This window comes from Convivina praedatoris (assembly GCF_933208495.1).
GTDB lineage: Bacteria > Bacillota > Bacilli > Lactobacillales > Lactobacillaceae > Convivina > Convivina praedatoris.
Genome location: NZ_CAKOET010000001.1, coordinates 241,893 through 267,409, shown reverse-complemented (window position 1 = coordinate 267,409; position 25,517 = coordinate 241,893). Strand labels below are relative to the sequence as shown.

General features: G+C 40.6%; 27 protein-coding genes and 1 riboswitch. Of the genes, 6 read left to right on the top strand and 21 right to left on the bottom strand.

Translation table 11 applies throughout. The annotated features are described in order from the left end of the window. Positions 1 to 45: 45 nt before the first annotated feature. The 5 genes from guaB to leuS form a co-directional block, all read right to left on the bottom strand. Entirely contained in the window at positions 46 to 1,155 is a 1,110-nt protein-coding gene (guaB, locus tag M4974_RS01280; RefSeq protein WP_248705543.1) for an IMP dehydrogenase, read from the bottom strand. Positions 1,156 to 1,262: 107 nt separating this feature from the next. Beyond that, a riboswitch (purine riboswitch) is annotated at positions 1,263 to 1,359 on the bottom strand. Between the two features lie 87 nt (positions 1,360 to 1,446). After that, positions 1,447 to 1,632 carry a 2-hydroxymuconate tautomerase gene (locus M4974_RS01275; RefSeq protein ID WP_089938310.1) on the bottom strand — a complete coding sequence of 62 codons (186 nt, stop codon included), beginning with the start codon at positions 1,630 to 1,632 and terminating at the stop codon, positions 1,447 to 1,449. After that, positions 1,632 to 2,624, bottom strand: a complete 993-nt coding sequence (locus M4974_RS01270) for a YitT family protein (protein WP_248705773.1) — start codon at positions 2,622 to 2,624, stop codon at positions 1,632 to 1,634. The genes M4974_RS01275 and M4974_RS01270 overlap by 1 nt, the downstream gene beginning before the upstream one ends. Before the next feature lie 61 nt (positions 2,625 to 2,685). Further along, a complete protein-coding gene (locus M4974_RS01265; protein ID WP_248705544.1) occupies positions 2,686 to 4,647 on the bottom strand; it encodes a putative polysaccharide biosynthesis protein in 1,962 nt (653 codons plus the stop codon). Positions 4,648 to 4,699: 52 nt separating this feature from the next. Beyond that, positions 4,700 to 7,132, bottom strand: a complete 2,433-nt coding sequence (gene leuS, locus M4974_RS01260) for a leucine--tRNA ligase (RefSeq protein ID WP_248715717.1) — start codon at positions 7,130 to 7,132, stop codon at positions 4,700 to 4,702. Positions 7,133 to 7,474: 342 nt separating this feature from the next. Here leuS and M4974_RS01255 point away from each other — a divergent pair, with 342 nt between their 5' ends. Together M4974_RS01255 and M4974_RS07865 are read left to right on the top strand one after the other, a co-directional pair. After that, entirely contained in the window at positions 7,475 to 7,999 is a 525-nt protein-coding gene (locus M4974_RS01255; RefSeq protein WP_248705546.1) for an SAM-dependent methyltransferase, read from the top strand. A gap of 53 nt (positions 8,000 to 8,052) precedes the next feature. Further along, positions 8,053 to 8,184 (top strand): hypothetical protein, encoded by a 132-nt coding sequence (locus tag M4974_RS07865; RefSeq protein WP_256465499.1) that lies wholly within the window; start codon positions 8,053 to 8,055, stop codon positions 8,182 to 8,184. 91 nt (positions 8,185 to 8,275) lie between these two features. Here the strand turns inward: M4974_RS07865 and tuf are convergent, their stop codons facing one another. The 9 genes from tuf to M4974_RS01210 form a co-directional block, all read right to left on the bottom strand. Then, complete coding sequence (tuf, locus tag M4974_RS01250) at positions 8,276 to 9,463, bottom strand: elongation factor Tu (protein WP_248705547.1); 1,188 nt, start codon at positions 9,461 to 9,463, stop codon at positions 8,276 to 8,278. 173 nt (positions 9,464 to 9,636) lie between these two features. Next, positions 9,637 to 10,557: a type I restriction endonuclease subunit R gene (locus tag M4974_RS01245; protein ID WP_248705548.1), complete on the bottom strand. Its 921-nt coding sequence runs from the start codon at positions 10,555 to 10,557 to the stop codon at positions 9,637 to 9,639. 16 nt (positions 10,558 to 10,573) lie between these two features. Beyond that, complete coding sequence (locus M4974_RS01240; protein WP_248705549.1) at positions 10,574 to 12,379, bottom strand: ribonuclease J; 1,806 nt, start codon at positions 12,377 to 12,379, stop codon at positions 10,574 to 10,576. A 189-nt stretch (positions 12,380 to 12,568) separates the two neighbouring features. Continuing rightward, positions 12,569 to 12,988, bottom strand: coding sequence for a 50S ribosomal protein L20 (rplT, locus tag M4974_RS01235; protein ID WP_248705550.1), 420 nt, complete (start codon positions 12,986 to 12,988; stop codon positions 12,569 to 12,571). 42 nt (positions 12,989 to 13,030) lie between these two features. Next, positions 13,031 to 13,228, bottom strand: a complete 198-nt coding sequence (gene rpmI, locus M4974_RS01230; protein ID WP_248705551.1) for a 50S ribosomal protein L35 — start codon at positions 13,226 to 13,228, stop codon at positions 13,031 to 13,033. A gap of 60 nt (positions 13,229 to 13,288) precedes the next feature. Continuing rightward, on the bottom strand, positions 13,289 to 13,816 hold the full coding sequence (gene infC / locus M4974_RS01225) for a translation initiation factor IF-3 (protein ID WP_243400708.1): 528 nt from the start codon (positions 13,814 to 13,816) through the stop codon (positions 13,289 to 13,291). 171 nt (positions 13,817 to 13,987) lie between these two features. Further along, positions 13,988 to 14,626, bottom strand: coding sequence for a DUF1361 domain-containing protein (locus M4974_RS01220; RefSeq protein ID WP_248705552.1), 639 nt, complete (start codon positions 14,624 to 14,626; stop codon positions 13,988 to 13,990). 61 nt (positions 14,627 to 14,687) lie between these two features. Then, entirely contained in the window at positions 14,688 to 15,467 is a 780-nt protein-coding gene (locus M4974_RS01215) for an ABC transporter permease (protein ID WP_248705553.1), read from the bottom strand. Beyond that, positions 15,460 to 16,086, bottom strand: coding sequence for an ABC transporter ATP-binding protein (locus tag M4974_RS01210; RefSeq protein WP_248705554.1), 627 nt, complete (start codon positions 16,084 to 16,086; stop codon positions 15,460 to 15,462). The genes M4974_RS01215 and M4974_RS01210 overlap by 8 nt, the downstream gene beginning before the upstream one ends. Before the next feature lie 172 nt (positions 16,087 to 16,258). Between M4974_RS01210 and rpmF the strand changes: the two genes are divergently transcribed. The 4 genes from rpmF (at position 16,259) to mscL (ending at position 19,146) form a co-directional block, all read left to right on the top strand. Beyond that, entirely contained in the window at positions 16,259 to 16,432 is a 174-nt protein-coding gene (gene rpmF / locus M4974_RS01205) for a 50S ribosomal protein L32 (RefSeq protein WP_248705555.1), read from the top strand. A 63-nt stretch (positions 16,433 to 16,495) separates the two neighbouring features. Continuing rightward, entirely contained in the window at positions 16,496 to 16,930 is a 435-nt protein-coding gene (locus tag M4974_RS01200; RefSeq protein WP_248705556.1) for a hypothetical protein, read from the top strand. 108 nt (positions 16,931 to 17,038) lie between these two features. After that, positions 17,039 to 18,733: an NFACT RNA binding domain-containing protein gene (locus M4974_RS01195; RefSeq protein ID WP_248705557.1), complete on the top strand. Its 1,695-nt coding sequence runs from the start codon at positions 17,039 to 17,041 to the stop codon at positions 18,731 to 18,733. 29 nt (positions 18,734 to 18,762) lie between these two features. Next, positions 18,763 to 19,146: a large conductance mechanosensitive channel protein MscL gene (gene mscL / locus M4974_RS01190; RefSeq protein ID WP_248705558.1), complete on the top strand. Its 384-nt coding sequence runs from the start codon at positions 18,763 to 18,765 to the stop codon at positions 19,144 to 19,146. A 34-nt stretch (positions 19,147 to 19,180) separates the two neighbouring features. Here mscL and M4974_RS01185 read toward each other — a convergent pair whose 3' ends face one another. From M4974_RS01185 to ftsY, 7 genes are read right to left on the bottom strand one after another with little or no spacing between them, the layout of a single operon-like run. Beyond that, positions 19,181 to 19,810 carry a deoxynucleoside kinase gene (locus M4974_RS01185; protein ID WP_248705559.1) on the bottom strand — a complete coding sequence of 210 codons (630 nt, stop codon included), beginning with the start codon at positions 19,808 to 19,810 and terminating at the stop codon, positions 19,181 to 19,183. Between the two features lie 36 nt (positions 19,811 to 19,846). Beyond that, positions 19,847 to 20,449: a Holliday junction branch migration protein RuvA gene (gene ruvA, locus M4974_RS01180; RefSeq protein ID WP_248705560.1), complete on the bottom strand. Its 603-nt coding sequence runs from the start codon at positions 20,447 to 20,449 to the stop codon at positions 19,847 to 19,849. Positions 20,450 to 20,508: 59 nt separating this feature from the next. After that, positions 20,509 to 21,276, bottom strand: coding sequence for a class A sortase (locus M4974_RS01175; protein WP_248705561.1), 768 nt, complete (start codon positions 21,274 to 21,276; stop codon positions 20,509 to 20,511). A gap of 13 nt (positions 21,277 to 21,289) precedes the next feature. Then, entirely contained in the window at positions 21,290 to 22,108 is an 819-nt protein-coding gene (locus M4974_RS01170; protein ID WP_248705562.1) for an HAD-IIB family hydrolase, read from the bottom strand. A 44-nt stretch (positions 22,109 to 22,152) separates the two neighbouring features. Then, a complete protein-coding gene (ffh, locus tag M4974_RS01165) occupies positions 22,153 to 23,619 on the bottom strand; it encodes a signal recognition particle protein (RefSeq protein ID WP_248705563.1) in 1,467 nt (488 codons plus the stop codon). A gap of 37 nt (positions 23,620 to 23,656) precedes the next feature. Then, a complete protein-coding gene (gene ylxM / locus M4974_RS01160; RefSeq protein WP_248705564.1) occupies positions 23,657 to 23,998 on the bottom strand; it encodes a YlxM family DNA-binding protein in 342 nt (113 codons plus the stop codon). A gap of 2 nt (positions 23,999 to 24,000) precedes the next feature. Beyond that, positions 24,001 to 25,500: a signal recognition particle-docking protein FtsY gene (gene ftsY, locus M4974_RS01155; RefSeq protein WP_248705565.1), complete on the bottom strand. Its 1,500-nt coding sequence runs from the start codon at positions 25,498 to 25,500 to the stop codon at positions 24,001 to 24,003. Positions 25,501 to 25,517 lie beyond the last annotated feature (17 nt).

The window sequence follows — 25,517 nt, the reverse complement described above, 5'->3', positions numbered from 1 at the left end:
CTCCTAATTAATGTGATTGTTTCGTTTTAACTAAAAATCTAGGATTTACAGACTAGCCTGGTAGTCATGTTCTATGGTTGTTCGCTTAATATCATTATCTTGGCGAACTTCGGCTAAGTTCTGAGTGCCCATTGCCGCCATACTTTGACGAACGTGGTCAACAATTGGCGTTAAAATTTCAGCCAACGTACCCTTGTAATTCACGCGGGCCTCAATGCCTTCAGGTACCATCTTTTTGGCCTCATTAACTTCACCTTGGAAGTAACGATCCTTGGAACCATTTTCCATGGCTGCAATGGAGCCCATCCCACGATAGAACTTATATTGCTGATCACCATCAGTAAAGACTTCGCCAGGTGTTTCCGCTGTACCAGAAAACATTGAGCCCAACATAACCGCATTGCCACCCATTGCCATTGCCTTCATAACGTCGTCAGCAGTCTTAGCACCACCATCAGCAATAATTACCTTACCACGCTTTTTAGCTTCTTTAGCAGCATCACGAATGGCTGATAATTGTGGCACACCAATCCCGGCTACAATTCGCGTTGTACAGATTGAACCTGGTCCAATACCGACCTTGACTACATCAGCTCCCGCGTCATACAAAGCAGCTGCACCGGCTTGAGTAGCAATGTTACCGGCAATAATATTTAACTCCGGAAAGGCTTGACGCACTTCTTGAACTTTCCGTAATACCCCTTCTGAGTGTCCATGCGCAGAATCTAAAACAATAGCATCAGCACCAGCTTCAGCCATGGCTGCCACCCGTTTAACTGTGTCGTTCGTTACGCCGACTGCTCCAGCGACTAGTAAATGTCCTTGCGCATCAACAGCTGCTTGAGGATAGGTATTGGCATCAAAACTAGCTTGTTTCACCTGACGGATTTGGTCAGCTTGTTGATCAATGGTCATATTTTTATGAATTACACCCAAACCACCAAATTGCGCCAAAGCCTGGGCAAAGGGAGCTTCAGTAACAGTGTCCATAGCTGCTGATAAAAGTGGAATGTTTAATTTCAAGGTTGGCGTCAAACTAGTTGTAATATCAACTGTTTGGGGATCAATTGACCCGCTTGACTGGGGCACAATCGCCATATCCTCAAAGGTCAAACCCATTGGAATAAACTTATTTTTGATGCGAAACGTTGCCATAAATTCTCCTCTTCTGATGGACTATCTTAGTAACTACCGGCAGACGCTATCAAACAAAAAAAGCACTCGTAGGAACACAGATCCGACAAATGCTTTCACCAAAAAAACGATTTACAGCATTTACGGATAGTCACGGCTTTTGGTGCGTGGTAGAGACTGCTGGCCATTTTCCAGCGATATATCTGCAAATAATAATTAAGTTATTGGTAACACTTTACCGACTTTTATTAAAAAAATCAAGTTGCAGTAATCGATTAAACAAACTCAATTACTGCAACTTGATTTTTAAAATTAACGGTCGCTGGCTAGGACACCACCAACCGCATAGTGATCCTTGGGCATTTCCCGTAGAATGATGTGAACTGCCTCACGCTGGGCACCGGTATTTTTAACAATTGCCGCCGTGACATCCTCTACCATCTTGGCTAATTGTTCTTTACTACGACCTTCTAATAATTCAACTTGTACAACTGGCATTATTTTTCTCCTTTTTCGATTCGTTCATTTTCCAACTGCTGCAATTGCTCTTCTAAACTCTTTTCGGCTTGCAACTGAGCATCAATTGTCGTCGGTTTAGGCGACAATGATTTACGCATTTGCAACTGGCGATCAGCATCTAAGAACTCTCCAGCCACGTTAACCGTACTTAAGAAGGTAATGAAAGCCTTTGGATCAACTTGGCGGACCGCCTCTTGCATTTCAAACAGCTCATATCGTGATAAAACCATCATTAAAGTGGTCGAATCTCGTTTAGTGTAAGCCCCTTGAGAAGGCAAGATGGTAATGCCACGGATTAGGTCACGATGTAAGACGTCCACCACCTCACTTCCCTTACTGGTCACGATTAAGGCGGTTAGCTTTTGATAACCAGTATACATGGTATCTACCACTCGTCCAGTGGCATAAATGCCAATTAAAGTGTATAAAGCATTTTGCCAACCAATGAAAGAACCAGCAATCAAGACGATTACAAAGTTAACCGCATTCATGAAGACTCCAATTGATTTACCAGTTCGCTTTTGAATGACCATGGCAATAATATCCAAACCACCGGTGGAAAATCCATAACGCAGAGCCACCCCTACTGAAGCTCCAACCAGCAAGCCCCCAAATAACGAAGCTAATAGTGGCTGAGTGGTAAAAGGATGGGCTGGTACAAAAATCATGGCTAATGATACTGCCACTGAATTGAGGAAACTTAAAATAGTAAACTTGCCACCAATTAACTTCCAACCAATAACACCAATCGGAATGTTAAATAGTAACAAGAACAAACCCGTATCAATGTGTAAGTGAAAGAAAGTACGGGCAAAAATAGACATCAGCTGGGAAACCCCGTTAATTCCAACTGAGAAAATATCATTTGGAATTAAGAAGTAGTTCAATCCCATAACTTGCAAAATAACACTTATCACAAAAAAGAAAATTGTCAGCGCAACTTTACGCCAACTCGTTTTAATTAGATCCACCAATTGCCCGAACCTACCCTTATAAATTTCTAGATAAACTACTGAGTCTATCGTATCATAATCAATCTTTAATTTTAGTTTTTGCTTTTTTGATCGGAATAAATTTCGCAAAACGCGAACCCAAGAGATTATCAGCCAAACCATAATGGGCATACAAGAGAATTAATATCACTGCCCCAACAAGGACACCCACGCCGGTTTCAAGAGCAACATGTAACTTAGTATCGACTACAAAAATGTAGGTTTGCATTATCCAAATCGATAAGTAAGCAACCACCGCCATAACAACTGAAGACCAAAAACTGCGACCCAAATCCTCACTAATACTGGTTAAACCAACTTGATATTTTTTTTGGAGATAAATTAACATCCAGGCCACCGAAATTCCCATACCGATGGTGCTGGCTAACAAAGCCCCCAACCCTTGGAAAGCATATACCAAAGGCAATTGTAGGACAATTTTAACCACTAAACCAAGTCCAAAGGCATACATGACAATTTTAGTGTCGGATAAGGCCTGCAAAACTAATGACAACAGCATAAAGAAACTAAAGACAATCGTCATAATGGTTGAAAATTGTAGGAGATAGATACCGGCCTGGCTAGTTTCATCAATTGTATAAAAAAGCTTATACAAAGGATTAGCCACGGCAAACATCCCCAAAGCACTTGGCAATAGGACCAAGGTTGATAAACGTAATACCTGATCCAATTGACGTTGAATCACACCAGGCTCTTGCCCCTCCTTACTACCAGACAAGAGTGGCAAGGCAGTAGTGGCAATACTAATAGCAAAGGAAATGACAATCATAATCAACTTATTAGGATTGGCACTAAACAGGGCAAAATCAATTTGTAATTGATCACTTGAGTAATCAAAAAAGGTCTTCATAATGTTAAAGAAGGTATACTGATCAACAAACAAGAACAAATTCGTTGCCGAACCGATTACAACAAAGGGCCATGATTCTTTTAAAATATGGCCGACCATTGATAAAATCCTATTTTCACTTCCCTTACTTTTCGGAGCGGGAGGCATAATAGTTGCGCGATATTTAATCCAGCCCCACAAGAGCACGACCATGCTAAAGAGGGCACCAATAAAGGCAGCAAAAGTAGCTTGAACAACAGCACCAACCCAATTATTAGGATCCAAATTCAAAACCACAATAGTCATCACTAACAAATACACAATGCGAGCGATTTGTTCCACAATGTCAGAGATTGCTGAAATGTGCATCAACTGATGCCCTTGAAAGACGCCACGCATCATCGACATTAAAGGAAAAATTAAGACCGCTGGTGCCAGTGAATGTAAAACTGGAATAACATTAGGATTGCCATTGGATAAAAAGGGCGCGCCCACATAAAGCAATAGGCCAAAGACCAGGCCTAAAATAACACCGACCCACAAAGATTGTCGGGTTAAACGCCGAGTTTCAATCCAATCTTTTTTAGCCATCAACTGAGCTAAAACCTTAGAAATCGCTGATGGAAAACCAAAGGTTGCAATTGCTAATAAAATGCCATAAATGGTATATCCTTGTGAGAATAAGGCATTGGAACGATTAGCATTTACTCCCAACATAGCTAACCAGGGCAATATAAAGGCGGCACCTAAGAGACGGGAAATAATATTCCCAACTGATAACCAAATCGAGCCCTTTACCAAAATCTGGTTATCAGTTTGTGCTTGCTTTAACTCTTGGTCGTCGCTAGCAGTACTACCCTTGGACTGAATCGCTGTTTCCAACAAATGATGGTCGCTAATTTTGACTGCCTTTTGTTTTTTCTTACGGCGATGAACTTTCTTAAAAATATTTTTATATTTCATATCGGTTGTATGTTGACCTGTTTCTTGTTCTTCATTAGTTGGTTGAACATATTTTTTGCCAATTTCAAACAAATCGGAATCGAGTTGAGACAGTAATTCTGTCTCAGTCAGTACTCGGCCATTGACATTAACACCTTTCTTCCAAGGACGGCGATTGAATTTTTTTTCTGATGAATCCTTGCGGGTCATGCCACTCTTCCTTTATGATATGTACCCCGTAAAATTACGGGTTAAAAAATTTTTACTTAACAACCATATTAACAAAACGACCTGGAACGGCAATAACCTTAACCATTTCTTTACCAGCGATAAAGTTTTGAACATTATCATCGGCTTGAGCAGCAGCAATCATGGCATCACGGTCAGCATTACGATCCATGCTTGCCTTACCACGAACCTTTCCGTTAACTTGGAAAATAATTTCAATCGTATCATCCACCAAGGCTTCTGGATTGTATTGTGGCCAATCAACATATGAAATTGACTGATTTTCATGGCCCAAGCGTTGCCAAAGTTCTTCGGCCAAATGGGGCGCAAATGGGGCCAACATTTGAACAAAACCGTTCATGTACTGAATTGGTAAACCATCAACCTTATATGCTTCGTTAATAAAGACCATTAACTGGGAAATAGCCGTGTTGAAACGCAAGTTTTCCAAATCCTCTGTGACCTTCTTAACAGTCATGTTGTAGATTTTATCCAACTTACCATCGTTATAAGTCGTTACGTGATCACGTACCCGACCCTCGTCATCAATTAACAAACGCCATACACGATCTAACCAGCGACGAGAACCAGTCACGCCTTCATCAGACCAAGGCTTACTTTGGGTCAAAGGTCCCATGAACATTTCATAAATGCGCAATGTATCGGCACCATATTCGGCCACGATTTCATCGGGGTTCACTACATTCCCCTTCGATTTAGACATCTTTTCATGGTTTTCACCCAAAATCATGCCTTGGTTAACTAACTTATGGAAAGGTTCCTTATCTGGTACAACACCCAAATCGTACAAGAACTTATTCCAAAAACGAGCATATAGTAGGTGCAAAACAGCATGCTCAGCCCCACCAACATACAAATCGATATTGCTCCAGTAGGCCAGCTTCTCTGGGTCAGCTAACATTTGACGGTTCTTAGGATCAATATAGCGCAAGTAATACCATGATGATCCAGCCCACTGTGGCATAGTGTTGGTTTCGCGACGGCCCTTTACACCATCAGCCCGAGTAACATTTAACCAATCGGTCGCATTAGCCAAAGGAGATTCTCCAGTACCAGATGGCTTCATTTGCTCTTGTTTCATTTCTGGCAAACGTAGTGGTAATTCGTCTTCTGGTACCAAAGACTGCGTACCATCTTCCCAATGAATAACTGGAATTGGCTCACCCCAATAACGTTGGCGGGAGAAAATCCAGTCTCGCAAACGGTAATTAACACGCTTGGTACCGGCCTTGTGCTCCGTTAACCAATCAATAATGGTATCAATAGCAGCTTGCTTTTCTTGACCATTCAAGAAATCAGAATTAATGTGAAGGCCATCCCCCGTATAGGCCTCCTGAGTCACATCGCCCCCTTCAATCACAGGAACAATTGGTAAGTCAAACTTCGTAGCAAAATCCCAATCACGCTGATCATGAGCGGGAACACCCATAACTGCTCCTGTTCCGTAAGAAGCCAAAACATAATCAGCAATCCAAATTGGTAACTTATCTCCATTAACGGGATTAATTGCATAAGCACCAGTAAAGGCCCCTGACTTTTCCTTATTTAAATCAGTCCGTTCTAGATCGGACTTAGCCGCAATCTTTTCTCGATAAGCTTCTACGACCGCCTTTTGATCAGCGGTTACAATGTGGTCAACCAATTCGTGCTCTGGTGCCAAAACTAAGTAAGATGCTCCGAATAAGGTATCCGGACGAGTTGAGAAAACTTCTACAGTTTGATTGGCATGATCTTGCACATCAAATACCACTGCAGCCCCAATCGAACGGCCAATCCAGTTCCGTTGCTGTTCTTTAATAGCATCAGGCCAATCCAAGTCATCCAAATCATCCAACAAGCGGTCAGCATAAGCCGTGATTTTTAATACCCATTGCCGCATTGGCACGCGGTAAACTGGATAACCACCACGCTCAGTCTTACCATCAATTACTTCTTCATTGGCAACTACGATTCCTCCACCAGGAAAATCTGGTGCCCAATTAACCATGATTTCATCTTCATAAGCTAAGCCTTTTTCATAGAGCTTTTCAAAGATCCATTGGGTCCACTTATAGTAATTGGAATCGGTTGTATTAATTTCACGTGACCAATCGTAAGAAAAGCCTAACGATTTAATTTGTTTTTTAAAAACCTGAATATTTTCATTAGTGAAGGTGGCCGGATTGTTACCAGTTTTAATCGCGTACTGTTCGGCTGGTAAACCAAAGGCATCCCAACCCATTGGATGCAAAACATTAAATCCTTGAGCCCGCTTATAACGGCTAACAATATCAGTTGCAGTATAACCTTCCGGATGCCCAACGTGAAGCCCCTGACCAGAAGGATAAGGGAACATATCTAGGGCATAATACTTAGGCTTATCAGACTTGTCTTGTGCTTGAAAAGTTTTATGCTGATCCCAATATTCCTGCCATTTTTTTTCAATTTGCTGATGATTAAAATCCATTCTCTGCCATCCTCCTTATAATTGTACCTTTAATAAAAAACCTGTGATAAACCCACTGGGTCTATCACAGGGCGAATGAATCGCGGTACCACCTATGTTTACGTACATTACTACGTCTTAATCACCTTAACGCGGTGGAAACGTCATTAGCTACTGCCTTAGGTTCACCAATAATGGCATTCAACCGAGTTCACCAAGCGACTTGATAGGCTTTCATCGCCGCCTATTTGCTGTTGACCATTGCTAAGCTACTAGTGTTGAAATGTGCCCCTATTATAACATAAAGCGCCTTAAATCCGATATAATCTAAGAAGGAATACTAGCTAAAATAAAGAGGAAATCATGATTTTAAATAGCAATACTTTTTGTCATCAAATGATTGAAGATCAAGTTCAAGTCGGTGATTTAGTCATCGATGCTACGACCGGCAATGGCAATAACACCCGCTTTCTGGCTAGTCGGGTCGGTTCAGAGGGAATTGTCTTTAGTTATCATCAATCCCAGCAAGCTGCCAATGACACCGCAGCTTCCCTACTACTAACTGGACTTAATGAACGGGTTATTGTTTACAACAACTCATTTGCTAATCAAATTCAGACTTCCGAACATTTTAAAAAACAACGAGCTAGTTTAGCTATCTTTGATTACTCCAGTGATGCCGATAATCATGATCAGCTCGAACTTAATTATCTTCATGGCATTCAAAGAGCTTTAAACTTGCTAAAACATCAAGGACTCCTATTAGCTAAATTCAATACCATTCCTAACGACTGGGAGGCGTTTATAGATAGCCTTTTTGTTGAAGATTATCAACAAGCCCGTTACCAAACCAACGGTATCACCACTTTTTTGATTGAGCGAATTTAAGTTGATTTAAACTACCATGATATAATTAATATCAATAATAAAGGAGATTTGACATGGCCAAAATTGTAAACCGTGAAGAACGAATGAGTAGCCCAATTGATGATTTAATTCAATTACCAGATCAAGCCCCAGCGGATACAAAATCCACCCGGGATGCTGCTTTGGGCAATAAAAAATCTAAATAACTCTACTGAAAAAAGCGACCGTTTGGCCGCTTTTTGTTTTATTTTCACACAAAGAAAAAAGCATTCCAGCAGAATGCTTTTTTAAAGGATATTAACCTTCGATTTCAGTAACAGTTCCGGCACCAACAGTGTGGCCACCTTCACGAACAGTAAACTTCAATCCCTTTTCAATGGCAACAGGTGCAATCAATTCAACATCGAAAGTCACTTGGTCACCAGGCATAACCATTTCTACGCCTTCAGGCAATTCCACAACACCAGTAACATCAGTTGTGTGGAAGTAGAACTGTGGACGGTAGTTAGTGAAGAATGGAGTATGACGTCCACCTTCTTCCTTAGTCAAAACATAAACTTCGGCCTTGAACTTCTTGTGAGTCTTAATTGAGCCAGGAGCAGCCAAAACTTGACCACGCTCAACTTCATTACGATCAACACCACGAAGCAAAGCACCGATGTTATCACCAGCTTGAGCCTCTTCCAAAGTCTTACGGAACATTTCGATTCCAGTAACAGTAGTCTTTGTAACTTCAGGCTTCAAACCAACGATTTCAACTTCAGTACCAGTAGTCAAAACACCACGGTCAACACGACCAGATGCAACAGTACCACGACCAGTAATAGTGAAGACATCTTCGACAGGCATCAAGAATGGCTTGTCATCTTCACGGGCTGGAGTTGGGATGTATTCATCGACAGCATCCATCAATTCCATGATAACCTTTTCTTGCTCTGGATCACCTTCAAGAGCCTTCAAAGCTGAACCCTTAATAACAGGGATATCATCGCCTGGGAAATCATATTCAGACAACAATTCACGAACTTCCATTTCAACCAAGTCAACCAATTCTTCATCGTCAACAAGATCAGTCTTGTTCAAGAAGACTACCAAGTGTTCAACACCAACCTGGCGAGCCAACAAGATGTGCTCACGAGTCTGTGGCATAGGACCATCAGTTGCGGCAACAACAAGGATAGCACCGTCCATTTGAGCGGCACCAGTGATCATGTTTTTAACGTAATCCGCGTGACCAGGGGCATCGATGTGGGCGTAATGACGCTTTTCAGTCTCATACTCGATGTGAGAAGTGTTGATAGTGATTCCACGTTCCTTTTCTTCAGGAGCGTTATCGATTTCGGCGAAGTCAGTGGCAACACCACCGTCTTTTTCAGCCAATACCTTTGAGATAGCGGCAGTCAAAGTAGTCTTTCCGTGATCGACGTGTCCAATAGTACCAATGTTAACGTGGGGCTTGTTACGAACGTAAGTTTCCTTAGCCAATTTAGTTTCCTCCAATTTTTATTTTTTCAGTAAACTGAAAAAATCGTATAACTATATTTTACAACGCAAGCTGCTTAAACACAAGCTATCTTTACGTTTTTATGGCATCTGAGCCGAGCTTTATTATACTAAGTTCCCCTTCAATTGTAAATAAATATATTCTCCACAATTGATTAAGAGGAAAGCTGATCTAATAATTGATTAACTTTTTGATGAATTTGTGCTTGAGAAGCGGATTCTAATCTACTTTGCAGCTGTTGATAACGCTGAATGTCAGCTTGAGCCCAAGCCTTTGAATCAGTGATGCTTCCTGTTATTTTTGGAAACAGCATCGAAACTTCTAATCGAACTTGTTCTAATAACGTCTGAAAGGCAATCGGATCTTGATTGGCCATTTGGTCATGCAGTTCAGCCTTAACTGCTTGATAGGGTTGACTATCCAACGGTAAATCCACTTGACCTAGATCAATTTCATACTTTTCATCATCAATCCAATAGTAGCTAACTGTTTCTTCAAACCCTAATTTTTTTAAATCGACCAAGAGGCTCGCACGCATGACTGGTGAACAAAAAGGATCCAAGAGTAAGTAACGGGCACCAGCTTGGAATAACTTGACCGGTAATTGGTAAGCCTCTTGGTACCGTTGTTCTTGACTAATCAAATCATAGTCACTGAGATGATAAAAATGCCGCGCTACTGTTTGAAAAGTTGTACCCATTGTTTGTTGCGCTTCATCTTCGGCTAGTCGAATATCACTTACTAGCTTCTGCCGCTGATTTTCATCAGTAACTAACAAGGCTAGTTGCTGGGCATAGACAAACTCTTGATTTTTCACTGCCAAACTGATGAATAATTTTTGTAAATCACTATCAGTTAGATAGTCATCTAAATATTCAGTAGCGATATCAAAAGCTAGCCGATACTGTTCATTCATGAAGAGCGCCATGACTAAACGATAGTTAACTTCAAAAGTATTTAAACTTTCGTACAATTCAGACCAAATCAAAGCTGCTTTAGACCAATCTTCCTGACGATTAGCTGCTAGTCCTTGATCCCAGAGCGATTTAAGCTGATCAGGTAAGTTTTCTGTCACACTATCTCCTTAATAATTACTGTGGAGCAGTTTCTTTATTTTCTTGGTGATCCTTTTTAAGAGCTACTTTTTTAGGATTATTATTCTTCTTGTTGGAATGAGCGTTCTTTTTATTATTAGTATTAGCCTTATGCTTAGGTCGGCGGTTCTGGTTAACTTCCATTACCACTGGCATAATCATTGGGCGACGACGAGTTTCATTGAAAAGGTAACGTGATAATCCTTCCCGTACACTTCCCTTTAATTCGTTCCAGTCAAAATCCTTGACATTAGCCAAATAATCCTCAATTCGCTCCACGGTAATGTTAGAAGCTTCCTTCATCAGATCGCGATTAGCCTTAACAAAGACAAAACCTCGTGAAGTTAATTTAGGCTTAGAAACAACCTTACGCTTTTTTCGGTCAATAGTGACAACTGAAACAAAAACACCATCTTCTGACAGGATGCGCCGATCTCGCAAAACCAAATTACCAATATCGCTAACACCAGAACCGTCAATCATAGTATCGCCAACAGTAAAGGAACCTTCTAGTACAAATTGACCATTATCCCATTGATACTGATCACCCTTTTGAGCCATTAAAATATGATCAGTCTGAATCTTAACCCCTTCAGCTGCTTGTTGTGCAGTTACCATCACCCGGTATTCACCTTGAACTGGAATGAAATACTGTGGACGAATGAAATTCAACATTAACTGCAAATCATCGTAGGAGGCATGTCCACTCGAACGCAAATCCGAGCTAATTAATTTAACATCAGCTCCCCGTTGGAACAACATATTACGCGTATGAGCAACGTAGGATTCCATGGCAAAAGCCGGGGTCGTTGTAATGAAAACAAAATCACCATCGCCAATGTTAATATGACGGTCTTCCCCACTAGCCATTCGATTAAGATGCTTAATTGGTTCGCCCATCCGGCCAGTTTCCAAAATAACGGTCTGTTCAGCCGGTACCTTACTCATATTTTTAATATTAGTAAAAAGTTGATTTTGAGGAATGGGCAAATGTAACTTACCCAATTCCAAGGCCGTTTTAACAATGCTTTCAATATCATTGCCAGATAGAATTAAACGGCGCTTAGTGGCCGCTGTAGCATCAATTACCTGCTGAATCCGTTGAATATTAGAAGCTACAGCTGCGACGATAATCCGCTTGCCCTTGTTTTCCACAAAGGTATCGTGCACGTATTGATGAATTTCACGTTCACTAGCAGTAGGCCCACTATCTTCAGTACCAGCAGCATCACCTAACAGAGCCAAAACAGGCTTAGAACCAATTTCGACTAGACGACGATAGTCAGTTTGATAGGCTGGTTCAGCAGTTTGGTCAAACTTAAAGTCACCGGTATAGACAACCTGACCATACTCAGTTTCCAAGACAATCCCCATTGATTCAGGAATTGAATGCGTCGTGTTAAAGAAAGAAACCTTAACATCGTTAAAGTCGATTTCAGTTTTGGCATTAACGATGTGGTAATCGTCGTAATCAACTAATTCCTGGGTCTCTTGAATAGCTAACTTAGCCAAAGCCATGGTCATTTCTGAACCAAAAATTGGTACACTAACCTGCTGCAAGAAATATGGTAAAGCACCAATGGCATCGGCATGCCCGTGACTCAAAAAGATTCCCGCAATTTGATCTTGGTGATTTAATAAATACTCAAAATCAGGAATAACGACATCAATTCCTAATTGTTCACTTTCCGGATACTTTAATCCGGCATCTAAAATAAAAATCTTATCATGTACAGTAACTGCATACATGTTCTTACCGTTTTCCCGCACTCCCCCGAAGGGAATAATACTTAAATTGGTCATAATCCATCCTTTATATACTGAAATTTAATATTAATAATTTGACTTGGATGGGCTTCGTCAAGTACGCTAACTGGCCCTTAAATCTTGTCTCGAATTACAATTGATACTATTCTATCATATTTCGGTAGTTGTTGGCAGGTATACAACCTTTGGACACAAAAAAAGCCCCCGAATGGGGACTAAGTAAAATTAACGCTCAACCTTAACAGTTGTTTCTGTTGTAGCAGCAGTGCGCTCTTGAACCAAAACTTGATCCTTAGCAAGTGCAGCCTTAGCTTGATCAGCAATCTTACCAAAAGTTTCGAAATCAGAAACTGCTAAATCGGCCAACATCTTACGGTTTAATTCAACACCAGCAAGAGTCAAACCATGCATCAACTTTGAGTATGACAAACCGTTCATCCGAGCGGCTGCGTTGATACGAGCAATCCATAACTTACGGAAGTTACGCTTGCGGTTCTTACGATCGCGGTAAGCGTATAGGTATGACTTATATACCTGTTGCTTAGCAACCTTATAGTTGATGCGACGTTGTCCACGGTAACCCTTGGCCAACTTAATAAACTTTTTACGACGTGCGCGTGAAACTGTACCACCCTTAACTCGCATGGGTATTCCTCCTAGAAATTTTAAATTCGATTAACCCTAAAATTAGAGTGTACTCAACAACTTAGCGTAAGTCTTTACGGTTGTCTTATTCATCATCCGCGTACCACGCAATTGGCGACGTTGCTTCTTTGTCTTACCATGGAAACGGTGAGATGTGTAGGCTGAAGCGGACTTAAATCCACCATTAGCAGTCTTCTTAAAGCGCTTTGCAGAAGCGCGGTGTGTCTTCATCTTTGGCATGTGGACCAATCTCCTATCGTTTTGTGCTAGCTCGAGCAGTGCTCAAATTAGTTACTAGTATCACTTAGCCTTCCGAGGGGCCAAAACCAAAAACATTTGGCGACCATCCATCTTGGCACGTTGCTCAACCTTGGCAATGTCGTCTAATTCTTCGGCCATTCGTTCAAGAACTTCCCGTCCAATATCTTGGTGGGTAATCATCCGACCACGAAAACGCAAATTAAGCTTAACTTTATTCCCCTTTTCAAGGAACTTAATTGCTGCTTTTTTACGTGTCTCAAAATCACCAGAATCAATTACGGGTGACATACGGACTTCTTTGACTTGAACAATCTTTTGGTTCTTACGTTGTTCTTTTTGTCGCTTTTGCGACTCAAACTTGGCCTTACCCCAGTCCATAATCTTAGCAACTGGTGGATTACCATTAGCCTGAACCAAAACCAAATCTTGCCCTTGGTCGTCAGCAATCTTTTGAGCATCGCGAGTGGACATTTCCTCTTGCTTACCATCATTGATGAGTAAAACACGGGGTGCCCGAATGTTGTCGTTGACTAAATCAACTTGTCTTGGTTGACGTGCTATAGCCAGATACCTCCAAAATAATTTTTGTGAACAAAGAAAAAGTAGATGAAACTAATGTTCCACCCACTCCACATTGGCATACCTTTCGGTATAACTTGTATCTGCCAAGCAACGTACTTATCACTTGGCGAGAAGCGGGTGCTTCTACTTGTTCAACGGGTTTAATAGTACTACAAATCAGTCTAACTTGTCAAGCGTTAAGTTTGTCAGGAGTTGTCCGCCATAATGATAGACAATTAACAGAGCAAGTTGTACTCCGGCAAACAAAACCACAAAGGTCAGCATATGTGAGCCCAATGAATTCTGTACGCTTTGCCAAACAAAATCAGCCCTAGTAAAGACATCCCAGGAGTTGAGTCGTAGAAACCGTCCTAAATAAATACCTAAAGCCGATATTAGCGAAAAGGCCATCATAAATAATAACTTCAAAAAGTCTTTGTTGGGATCAAAGAACCGCCGAATAATAACCTCTAGACTCAAAACTCCCAAAGTTACCCCAATAAAAATTCCAGCTGCTAGTACCGAATAATTAAAGTACTGATAACGCACATCAATGGCGGTACTAATGTATTGCAAATGGATAAAGTCCGTAATCATGTACATGGTATTAGGGAAAAACAGTAGCCATAAAATTCCCGTTGGAATACTAAAAATCGGTTTTGAATGAGCTGTTATTAGAGCAAAATCAAGTGGCAAGAGGGCCAAAAAGACATTCCAAATTAGAAATGTAAAATGAGTCGGTGTAAAGAAAACAAATAACATAAATAGGAAAACAACTAAGTGGATAATGACAATATTTTTAACGTTATGACCCATACAGCACTCTCTCAATCTAATTAGCTTGCTACTGACAAGCATTCATTCCTAATTTTAACATCTATTTATCCTTAGGCAACTGTAACACCCAATTTTCATCAAAGAAACGTTTGTAAGCTGCATAACTGGCATACACACTAGACAGAGCCGTGGAAGACAAAATCATAAAGGTCACCATGATTTGGTATTTAATGGCCAGAACAGGTTCAACCCCAGCCATAATTAATCCCGACATCATCCCTGGTAGGGAAACTAGGCCAAGGGTTTTAATGGAGTCAATGGTTGGTTGCATCCCAAATTTAATGGCCTGTTTGATGATGTCCCCACTAGCTTCTTTAGGGTTAGCTCCTAAGGCCAAGCGTTCAAAAACCTGATTTTTTTGATCGGTATACATTTGTCCCAAACTACGGTAAACCAAACCAACAGCAATCATAGCGTTATTCATCACCATTCCTGTAACCGGTACTAGTTGCCAAGGAACCGGTTTAATTGCTCCTGTCAACACTAGCAATAACATGGTCGTGCCACCACCAAGTAACAAGGCAATAAAAGAAATTCGAAGAGAATGTGAAATTCCCCGAGCTCTTTTTTCACCATTATATGAAGCATTAAATAAAATAAAAGCCATCATGGTAATCGTCAAAACCAGATTATTCACATGAAAAACAAAACGCAGTAGATACCCTACCACGATTAATTGCACAATGGCTCGAGCGACGCTAATTAAAGTTTCTTTTTCTAGTCCTAATTTTTGCTGGTAAGAGATTACTAAGGAAATCACCACCATCACAAAAGCTAGTCCCAATGAAAGATTGGAAATTTCAACAGTCTTATTAATCATCTAAATTCCCTCCAATCACCTGCAAAGTTTTTTTAGCATTTTGAATTTCTTGTTGGTCATGCGTCACACTTAAAATTGCAAAATGATGTTTGCTTTGTTCTTCATTAATAAAATGCCAAACAACTTGTTTAGTTGTTGCATCTAAACCGGTGGTAATTTCGTCTAACAAGAGGATCTTGGGCGGAAAAATCAAATTACGTAAAACCGCTACTCGCTGACGTTGTCCACCCGACAAATCAGCAACTTGCTTATCTAAAAAAGTTAAATCTAAATCAACCGCTGCTAGCATCGTCTTTTGTAAGTCCTCATCAATGGACTTTTGCCGAACATTAAAAGGTAAATCTAAATTATCTCGCACGGTTTGACCAAATAAATTGGCACTTTGGACAGCATAAGAGACCAACTGCCGATAACGACCAATGGGGTAGCTGGTGGCTGGTTTGTCTAGTAAATTGATTTCACCACTAACATGATTTTCTAAACGAGCTAGGGCTTTAAGGAGAGTACTTTTCCCACTCCCAGATGGTCCAAAAATTGTGACCGTCTCATTTTGATCAACAGTCAAATTAATATTACTTAAAATATTGTTGACCGATAAATTTTGGACAGTTAATAACATATATTCCTCCGTCGTTCTAATTCTCAATAAATCATATTTTATCAAATTAAGCTGGTTAATCACTTGATTAATTCTGAAAAATGCGGTTTGCTTTATTTTCTTTGGTTGACAGTGACGGCCTTTTTTTGTAAACTAAAAAAGTTGATAATCTGAAGCGAAAGGAGGTGCCTTCATGGCTACCCCATCAAACAAAAATTCTAAGTCACATAAGCGTAACCGTCGTGGACACATCGGTTTGAACGTTCCAAACATCGTTTTGGACCAAGCAACTGGTGAATACCGCGTTTCTCACCGTGTCTCACCATCAGGTGCATACAACGGTAAGCAAGTTACTGAAAATAAGTAATTCATGACAAATCCCCACTGTTTAAGGTGGGTTTTTTGTTGTAAGAAAAGGAGTTTATCACGCATGGGTCAAAAAAAATCCAAGAATAGCGGCATCCCCAATGAACATTTCTTTCAAAAGCCTTGGTTTTGGATGCTACTCGTTTTAATTGGCTTGATTGTTGCCAGTGTGTTTGCCTTTAATACTTTCCGCCATCAAAAAGCAACCATTACTGCTAACAATGCTGCGCGCTCCAGCTTAGCCAACAAAGATGAAAAACAACAATTAAACGATAATGCCAAATACTTTGGTGAGTTATCGGTTCAAGATTTACAAGCCCAACCACAAAAGTATCTACAACAGCAAGGTAATGAAAACGCCACTCTTTATATTTGGCGGATTGATAGTTCAACTACCCTAGTTCGAGTTGATACCAATGATGGTCAGGTTACGATTTATCAATATGATTCTGATCCCGAAAAGATGATGAAAAATCAGCTTTTCCAAACTTCTAAATAATGAATTGATTAACGGTGCCTAGGCATCGTTTTTTTAATAAGAAAATACTTCCCTTACGGGCTTTAGTATATAATTAATAGCGATTGTAATATCTAGAAAGGAATGCCTATGCCCCTTGATGGTCTCTTTACCCATGCCCTCGTGCATGAACTTCAACCTACTTTAGTTGGAGGACGGATTACTAAGGTTCACCAACCCTATCCCAACGAAATTATTTTAGTCATTCGGCAGAATGGAAAGAATTACCCTCTTTTACTTAGTGCCCATCCAGCCTTTGCTCGGATGCAAATCACCAAAATTCCTTACGAAAATCCTCAAACTGCGCCAGCCTTTGCAATGTTTTTACGACGCAATCTCGAAGGTGCGCGGTTAACTGGAATTGAACAGATTAATAATGATCGAATCGTGAATTTATTAGTTCAAACTTTTGATGAATTGGGCGACCGCCAAACCCTGTCTCTAACCTTAGAAATGATGGGGCGGCACTCCAATTTGTTTTTGATTCGTCAAAAAGACCAACGAATTTTAGAATTAATTAAGCATGTGCCGGTTGATCAAAATCGGGTTCGATCCCTTTTTCCAGGAGCCACTTACCAATTCCCACCTGCTCAAAATAAAATTAATCCCTTTGAACAGGACTTTGCTCAGTTAGCACCGATGATTTTAGACCAAGAACCAAGCCAATGGCCTAAAATCATCATGTCCACCTATGAAGGCGTCAGTCGACAGTCAGCTGACTCCTTAACCTTAGCCATTCAAACTGCTGATGATGCACTGGCTGGTGCTCAAAATTGGCTAGCCCAATTTGATGATTTACGGCCCACTTTACTTCGAGCCCCTGATGGTGAATTAAACTTTGCGCCCTTTGATTGGCCCAGCCCCCTCACTGATCGTCAGACATTTGATTCTCTAGGAGAACTTTTAGATGCTTACTATTTAGGCAAGGCTGAACGGGAACGAGTTAACCAACAAGCCGGCTCCTTGGTACGTTTGGTAAAAAATGAGCTGAAAAAAAATCATAATAAGCTAAAAAAACTCAACCAAACCCTATTAGATAGTCAAAATGCTGACCAATACAAAGTTATGGGCGATTTATTAATTACCTATCCCCATCTAGTCCAAAAAGGAATGCAATCGGTTCAAATTGAAAATTATTACGATAATAATACCTTGTTAACGATTCCTCTTGACCCACGGCTAGATGGTTTAAAAAACGCTGAAAAATATTTCCGTAAGTATCGTAAACTACGGACGGCTAAGGATTTTGTTGACCAGCAAATTATCTTAACTCAAGCTGAGGTGGATTATTTTGACCAAATTACGGCTCAACTAGCAGTTGCCTCTCCTAAAGATGTCGCCGATATCAAGCTCGAACTCATTCATGGTGGCTATCTGCGAACTAAAGGGAAGAACAAACAAAAGCCTAAAGTTTCACAACCCGATCAATTTACTGCCAGTGATGGTACTTTAATTGAAGTGGGTAAAAACAATTTACAAAATGAACGTTTATCCTTAAAAAAAGCCAATCGTTCTTATATTTGGCTCCACGTTCAAAATATCCCCGGTTCACACGTTATTATTCATAGCAATGATCCCAGTGAACAAACTTTACAGGAAGCTGCCGAACTAGCAGCCTACTATAGTAAGGCCCGCGACTCAGCCAATGTGGCGGTCGACTATTTGCCAGCTGGTAAATTACGAAAACCTAACGGCGCTAAACCTGGTTATGTGATTTTTGAAGGGCAGCAAACCATGTATGTCACACCAACAAGCCAAGTAATTAATCAATTAAAAAATAAATAAGTATCCAGTCATTAAGGAAGGAAGTAACCATGCGTAATTTTCTAACAGAATTTAAAGCCTTTATTAATCGGGGCAATATTATTGATTTAGCTATCGGTGTCATTATTGGTGGCGCCTTTACTGGGTTGGTAAAATCAATCACCAGTAATTTAATTAATCCTCTAATTGGTCTGTTCACTGGCAAATCATCGAGTTTAAGTAATCTCAAGCTAGTAGTTAATAAAAATTTAGTCTTCACCTATGGTGAATTTTTAAATGATTTAATTAATTTTTTGATTACCGCCCTAGTGGTCTTTATCTTAGTTAAATTCATCAGTCGTTTTTTGGTTAAGCCTGAACCTAAAAAAACGCAACCAGATCCACAATTGGAAGTTTTGCAAGAAATTAAAACCCTACTAGAAAAAAATAACTAAAAAAGAATTCCTACTAAGTAGGAATTCTTTTTTGTTAGCGCTTGGCCAAAGCAGCATCAATTTGATTCAAAATAATCTTTTGATTTTCAGCTTTTTCTAAATCGTATTTTTGCAAATCAACTTTAATTTTAGGTGAAACATCGTAGTCTTCAAACCATTGTTGATAAGCCTGCCACATCTTAAAGTAGTAATCCTTTAAGGCTTCATTATTATCAAATTGCTCATAATCCCGACCACGCTTCTTGATTCGGTACAAAATGGTTTCAAAATCGGTCTGCGCATATACCAGTAAATCAGGAGCTTTTTTTGGTAACTGCTTTAATTCATCCATCATGTGCCCCATCAGATCATGATAAACGGCCATTTCCATGTCGGTAATATTACCGTCCTTATGGTTTTCTTCGGTAAAAAGTTCATCCTCATAGATTGAACGATCCAAAACATTATTATCATTAACTAAGGCTTTTTTAATCATATCAAAACGTCGATTCAAAAAGAAGATTTGGAGTAAAAAGCCGTACTGCTTAGGATCAGAATAATAAAGTGGCAAAACTGGATTGTCCCCTACCGGTTCGTAGAATGCCTGACTGCCTAGATGGTCAGCAATCAAACCCGTTAATGTTGTTTTCCCAACCCCAATCATCCCTGCTGTAATAATCACCATGTATTCCTCCTTTTTTGACATTATGCAATTTGTTGCTTAAGACTTTACTAATAATTTTAACGCCAAAGCAATATAATCTTGCGTACTGGTTAAATTTGCTGCTAATAACTGCCTTTTAATACGACTAATATCTCGACTACTATAGCCCAAAGTTAGTAAAGCTTCTAGGGCATCTTCCAAAGCCCCAGTTGCAGCTAGTCGGCCAGCTGGTTGAACATCTAAGGTTTGATTTTCAGCAATTAAGTCGTCCAATTTACCCTTCAAATCTAAAATAATTTGTTGCGCAGTTTTTTTACCGATTCCGGGAAACTGCACCAAATAATCGACATTATCCTGGGCGACGGCACTGGCTAGACCAGTTACCGCCCCACCGGCAATAATGGCCAAAGCACTTTTAGGACCGATACCTGAGACACCCAAGAGTTTATTGAACAAAATCTTTTCACTCTCTTGACTAAAGCCATACAGACTAATTTCATTCTCACGAACAATTTGTTGGACATAAACACGACTTTGCTGCCCCTCTTCAAAATGATAGGGATTGCCGACAAAGAGATAATAACCGATGCCATCTTTGCTTTCAAGAACAATATGACTCGGCCGGACCATACTAATTAGGCCCTGGAGATATTCATACATTTTTTAACCTCATCACTTAGATTATGTAATAGAAAAAGGCAACCTTCGTTGCCATTTACTTAGGGAGTAATATTTGTCTTATGCTTACTGGTATCAAATTGACTCACTAACTTACTTGGGGCTGATTGCCAGCTATCAAAGTCAGTATATTCGGCATTAGTAATAATTCGATAATCGGTATTTGGAAAGAGGCAGGTGATAATTGTCAACTTAGCCTTATTATTCAAGCGAGCATCGACATCCAAAACTGAAACATCATTTTGGTCAACTGTGGTTTGATTTTTAACCGTATAAGTATAAATTCCCTTGGCATTGGCGAGATAAATCTGTTTGCCATTTAACCAATCGCTACCACCCATTTTACCATCTACTAGATAGGGCGCGTCTTGATTAATATGCTGTTGCATGGCTGAAAAACCAGTATATCCATTATCCCAATTATGGGCCGCCAAGGTATAATTTCCCTCCCCCATGGTTGGCACAGGTGTCCCTTTATTAGCCGTGTTAGCACCTAAATCAAGGGCCGCCAAACTATAAGCATTATCATAAACTGGCATCAGGATGCTTAAATTGGGCATGGCTACAAAGCCCTGCTTATTTAAATTAGCACCCTTTTGATCATCTTTCATAACTGCTTGAGCAATTTTATCGCGCTGACTTTTATTAAGGGAATTATTATCACCAGTCGTTGTCAATTGTTTGGAAAATTGCTTGACTGGACTCATGGCTGGCTGATGTTCAATCCAAATACCAGCGCAAACCAAGGCCACGACTAGTAAAAGCAGAGCAATTACCCAGCGTAACCATTTGCTCATAAACTTTTTCATTAATTTACTCTTTTCAATTAGATTCAGACAATTGAGCCACAATTGTTTTTAAGACACCGTCATGATTATTATCAACCAAAGCTTGCGGGTAACCCCTTTCTAATAGTAAAGAATCACTATTAGGCATGGCAATTGGCTGACCAACATAATTTAACATCTCAGCATCATTTAAACCATCACCAAAGGCCATCATGTCTTGCGGATTAATTTTCCAAATTTCAGCTAATTTTGTCAAGGCAGCTCCCTTATTAACTTGACTGTTAACAATATCAACTGAGCCATAACCTGACGTGGTTACGTGGACTTGATTACCTAATAAATGTCGGACATCAGCCATGAAAACATGCTCTTTAACTGGAATTTCAATCGTTATTTTAGCAATAGGTTGCTTAATTTCAGCCACATCATCAATTACTTTTAAATTTTGAAAATAGCCTCGGGCGGTAGTTAAACTATCACCAATTTGAGTCTGATCGGTTAGCATGTAGGATTCACTTTGCCCAGTGAAAACCATCCCCATTCGAATATCATGCCGATAAGTATGTGCCAGTTGGCTAAGTGGTGCAAATACCTGAGGAGGGATTGCGGCTACTGCCTCTAAATGTCCATCCACGATAATCTGAGCGCCATTATTGGCAATTAATTGGTACTGCCCTAGAAAATTTTTAAAGTAACGCGCGACTTTGTCGGGATGATTTCCCGTTGCAATCACGAACTGAATGCCCTGCTCTTTTAATGTTTTTAAAACTTGGGTAAAGAGTGCTTCATCAAAATGCTTATCATCATGTAAAAAAGTTGCATCTAAATCAGTTGCAATTAATTTTATTGCCATTTATATCCACCATTATTATCGATCCAATAACCAGCTAATATGAATTAACGCTTACCACGCTTTTTCTTCAACTTTTTCATTCGACGGGCTGCTTGTTTCATAGCAAAACCTTGAACTTTTTGTCCAAAGTTACCACTTGGCATGCCGCCACCCATCATGGCCCCCATATCCATGCCAGTGCCGCCCATCATTTTCTCCAAACCACCAAAATTACCGTTGGTAGCCTGGTTCATCATCTTACGCATCTGATCAAATTGCTTAATCATTCGGTTGACTTCGACAATCGGCCGCCCTGCTCCAGCAGCTAAACGTCGCCGGCGGGAAGGATTAATCAATTCTGGATCTTCACGTTCAGCAGGAGTCATTGATTGGACAATAGCTTCTAAATGCTTAAACTGCTTTTCATCCAAGTTTAGATTGGCCAAGGCGGGATTATTAGCCATTCCTGGAATCATTTTTAACAAATCTTCCATCGGTCCCATGTTTTGAACCTGTTGTAACTGAGCCACAAAATCATTGAAGTCAAAGGTATTTTGCCGCATCTTTTCTAGTTGAGCAGCTTGTTCCTTTTCATCAACTTCGCGTTGTGTTTTTTCAATCAGGGTTAAGATGTCACCCATCCCCAAAATTCGAGAAGCCATTCGGTCTGGATAAAAGACATCTAAGTCAGTTGGCTTTTCACCCTGACCGACAAACTTAATCGGCTTACCAGTCACATCTCGAATTGATAGGGCAGCTCCACCACGGGTATCCCCGTCGAGCTTGGTCAAAACTACTCCGGTAATATCCAAGGCATCCGCAAAACCTTGAGCAGTTTCAGTGGCATTTTGACCAGTCATGGCATCAACCGTCAGCAAGATTTCATCTGGATTTGCAATGACCTCAATATCCTTTAATTCTTGCATCAGGGTTTGATCAATTTGCAAACGTCCGGCCGTATCGATGAAGACGTAGTCGTTTTTATCTTGGGCTGCTTTAGCTAAACCAGCTTTAACGATTTCACGCGGATCAACATCTGTTCCCATCGAAAAAACTGGGATTTCCAAATCACGGCCTAAAATCTCTAACTGATCAATGGCCGCTGGCCGGTAAACATCGGCAGCAATTAGCAAAGGACGAGCATGATCTTCCCGCTTTAATTTATAAGCTAGTTTAGCAACCGTAGTCGTTTTACCGGCTCCTTGTAATCCAGCCATCATGATAACAGTTGGAATTTTATCAGATTTGTTAAGTGGCACAGCCTCTTCGCCCATTGTTGCTGTTAATTCATCATTAACAATCTTAACAATTTGCTGAGCGGCGTTTAAGCCGGACATGATGTCAGCTCCTTTAGCCTTTTGGCGCACGTTGTTAACAAATTTTTTAACGGTCGTATAGTTAACATCGGCTTCCAACAGGGCCAATCGGATTTCACGCATGGTCGCCTGAAGATCTTCATCGTTAATCCGACCACGACCGGTCAAATTTTTCATTGCCTTGGAAAGGCGTTCAGTTAAATTTTCAAAAGCCATAAACTGTTTATAATTGGACTAACCAATTATTTCCTTTCTAATTAATTTCTTGATTACGTAAGCGTTCTACTAAAAGCGTTAACTGCCGATCCTGTTGATAGTGTTGCTGCACATACTCCGCTAAATCAGCTTCTAGTCCCTGCCGGGATTGGAAATCACAATACAGGTGTAAGGCCTGTTCGTAATGTTCCAACTGCTCCACTGTTCGTTTTAAATTATCAGAAATTGCCTGACGACTAACGTTTTCAGCCTTGGCAATTTCAATAATCGAATAATCACCTTCAAAATAATCTCGGAGGTACTCCGCCTGCTTGGTTGTCAGCAAGGCTCCATAACAATCAAAGAGCGCATTGACTTTCGTCTTTTTGGCTAAATCCATCATTACTCCGTTATCAGATCTTTGAACAGACCATAAATAAATTCCTCTGAGTTAAAGACCCGCAAATCACTGGCTTTTTCACCAAAGCCAATCCACTTAACTGGCAAATGCATCTGACTCCGAATGGCAAAAACAATTCCACCCTTAGCTGTACCATCAACCTTGGTTAAGACAATACCCGTTACATCGGAAGAATCTTTGAACAACTTCGCCTGCTGTAAGGCGTTTTGTCCAGTCGTAGCATCTAGGACTAGCAAAACTTCTTGCGGAGCTGCTGGCAATTCACGTTGAATAATTCGCTTCATCTTTGCTAATTCTTGCATCAAATTAACATTGTTTTGCAAACGACCCGCCGTATCAACCATTAATATATCATAATTTTCATTTTTGGCGCGTTGAAGCGCCTCATAAACAACCGAAGCCGGATCAGCTTTTTCTTTGCCGGCTATAACCGGAACTTGACTACGCTGACCCCATTCCTGCAGCTGCTTGGTAGCACCAGCACGGAAAGTATCCGCAGCAGCTAGTAAGACCGAGCGCCCTTCTTGACGAAAACGGTCGGCCATTTTACCAATCGTTGTCGTTTTTCCAACACCGTTGACTCCAACCATCAAAATCACAGTTGGCTCACCCGCAGGGGCAAAGTGCATCTGGCTATCCTCATTCAAACCATCAGCTTCATATAGATCGACCATCTTTTGAATGATAACCGCCTGAACATCTTCCTTACGCTTAGCGTTTTGGAGCTTAACTTCTTCCCGCAATTCATCACTAATCCGCAAGGCCAAATCAAAACCAACATCAGCGCCGATTAAAGTTTCTTCTAAATCTTCAAAGAAATTTTCATCTACTGAACGAAAATTAGATAAAAAGCGATTAAATCGGTCAGCAAAGCCAGATCGACTCTTCTTCAGACCACGGTCGTAAACGACTTGATCAGCATCTTCTTCTACTAACTCTGAGTTAGCCTGACTCATTGCCTCAGTCGAACTAGATTCTGACTGACTTTGCTCTGCGATTAACCGAGATTCAGATTGCCTACCATCCTCAACTGCTACCTTCGATTCCAATTCCGACTGACTGTGAGCTAAGACTGAACTAGATTCAGACTGGCTATAAGCTTGCGTTGACTGAGATTCAGACTGACTAGCCCGGTCAACAGCTGAATGTTCACTTGCGAAAGGCTGCGCTTGAGCACTTTGACTCTCCTCATTAGCCATTGGGCGTTCAGTCACAATTGGCGTAACCGAACTAGGTTGGCTGGCAGGCGTCTGATTATCCAACGCCTCCTGCCAGATGGCTGCCTCGCTATCAGTAACCAACTCAACTTTTTCACTTAATGGGCGTTGTAACTTACTCTGAGAGGCTGGCTCAGTAGTTGAAGTTGACTGACTCGCACTTGTAGGGGCAACTGACTCCGAACTACTTGTACTGATTGTTTGTGACCGTTCTTGCTCATTTTCAATTTTTTTCTTCTTACGGAAAATATCAAATAGTCCCATAAATTAACCTCTCCTAG